2 protein-coding genes are annotated in these 1,806 nt (G+C 78.0%); one reads left to right on the top strand and one right to left on the bottom strand.

What is annotated here, in order from left to right; all coding sequences use genetic code 11:
- Positions 1–58 precede the first annotated feature (58 nt).
- Positions 59–1,177, top strand: coding sequence for a WYL domain-containing protein (locus tag E1281_RS41615; RefSeq protein ID WP_207943791.1), 1,119 nt, complete (start codon positions 59–61; stop codon positions 1,175–1,177).
- 41 nt (positions 1,178–1,218) lie between these two features.
- Here E1281_RS41615 and E1281_RS39455 read toward each other — a convergent pair.
- Positions 1,219–1,806, bottom strand: a 588-nt coding sequence (locus E1281_RS39455; RefSeq protein ID WP_131884781.1) for an ATP-binding protein, incomplete at its 5' end; no start/stop codon positions are given.

Below are 1,806 nucleotides of genomic sequence, written 5' to 3'. Positions count from 1 at the left end.
GGGGATCTGGGCCCCGGTACGGCGGCGAAATGTCGGTGGGCGGGGTCACGATGGGGGCGTGGATCGCGTTGACCGGCTGCTGGCGCTCGTCGCCGAGCTGCGTGCGGCCTCCCCGGAGCCGCTGGACCCGTCCGCGCTCGCGGCGCGGCTGCGGGTCAGCGAGCGGACTGTCCGCCGTGATCTGGAGCTGCTGACGCACGGCGGGCTGCCGGTGCGGCAGGTGAAGGGCCGCGGCCACGTGCTGCCGGGCGAGCCGGAGCCGGCGGCGCTGAGCGAGGCGGAGTCGCTGACGGGGCCGGTGCACGACACGCTGGCCGAGGCCGTCCGAACGCGCCGGGTCGTGCGGATGGCCTACACCGATCAGGCGGGGGCGCGCAGCTTCCGGGACGTGGAGGCGCACGGGCTGGTCACCGCCCCGTACGGGGAGTACCTGGTGGGGTGGTGCCGGATGCGGGACGGGCCGCGGATGTTCCGGCTGGACCGGATCGGCGCGGCGTTCCTGTCGGGGCGGGGCGCGGAGGTCCGCGACCTGGACGAGTTGCTGGCGGCGCTGCGGGTGCCGGTGCCGCGCCCCCCGGCCGGGCCGGGGCCGCGCGGCCCGGCGGGCGCGGAGCGGGCGCGGGCGTGGACGCTGGACCGGCTGGAGTTCGTGCGGTCCCGGCTGCGGGACGCGGCGGCCGGTGTCCGCTCGGGCGGCGAGGGCGCGGCGGCGCTGCGCGGTGTGCTGGGCCATCTGGCGGAGTGGACGCGGTGGCAGGCGGCGGCGGTCCGGGCGGCGGCGACGGGCGAGGAGCCGGTGCTGGCCGGGCGCCGCCCGCGCTTCCCGGAGGGGTTCGACCGGGAGATGCCCTTCGACGCGCGGGAGCGGATGATCCAGGACGCGATGGCGCTGCGGTCCCTGGGCGAGCTGGCCCGCGACCTGCAGGAGGTCCTGGAGGCGGTGGGCCACTGGGCGGCGGGGTGCGACGACGCGCTGTGGGAGGCGGAGCTGCCCGATCCGCGCCCCTACGGCCCGCCGGGTCCGCCGCGTCCGCTGGCGGACCTGCTGGCGGGGTGGCGCGGTCCGCTCGCGCACATCGAGTGGCATCTGGACCGCCTCACCGACGAGCCGCCGCCGCGGCCGTCGGACGACGACGAGGACGTGTGGGTCGTGGACCGCTGCCCTCTCCAGGCCTGACCCGCGCTGCGCCGGTCCGGGACCGGGCCGGTGGGCCGGGGTCAGCGGGCGGCCCGGTGGTGGCCGCCGAGGGGGTTGAGCAGGCGGGTGAACCAGACGGTTTTGCCTTCCGCCTCGGGGCGGGCGCCGTGCTCGGCGGCCAGGGCGGCGACCAGCAGGAGCCCGCGACCCGCCTCGGACCAGTCCAGGACGCGCGGCTCGGCGGGCCGGGCGGGTGCGGACCGATTCCCGTCGCCGACCTCGGCGAGGAGCCGGCGGCCGTCCAGGCGCAGCGAGAGCCGGACGGGCCCGGTGCCGTGGACGACGGCGTTGGTGACCAGTTCGTCGACCATGAGGACGACGTCGCCGATGTCGCCGGGGTCGGTGACGCGCCATTCGCGCAGCGTCCGCCCGGTCAGCGCGCGGGCGCACGCCGCGGCCCGTGGTTCGGCCACCAGAACCCATGCGGCGGCCGCACCGCCGGATCCGCTCGCCCCGCTCGTGCCGCCGCCTGTGCCGTTGCGGGCGGGCTCGGCGGCCCGCGGCGGCGTTGTGCCCGTGTCCTGTGTGCCCGTGTCCTGTGTGCCCGTGTCCTGTGTGCCCGTGTCCTGTGTGCCCGTGTCCTGTGTGCCCGTGTCCTGTGTGCCCGT

The sequence above is a fragment of the Actinomadura sp. KC345 genome (assembly GCF_004348515.1).
Lineage (GTDB): Bacteria > Actinomycetota > Actinomycetes > Streptosporangiales > Streptosporangiaceae > Spirillospora.
Note: the sequence above shows the minus strand (reverse complement) of the source record. Positions and strands in the feature narration are given on the sequence as shown.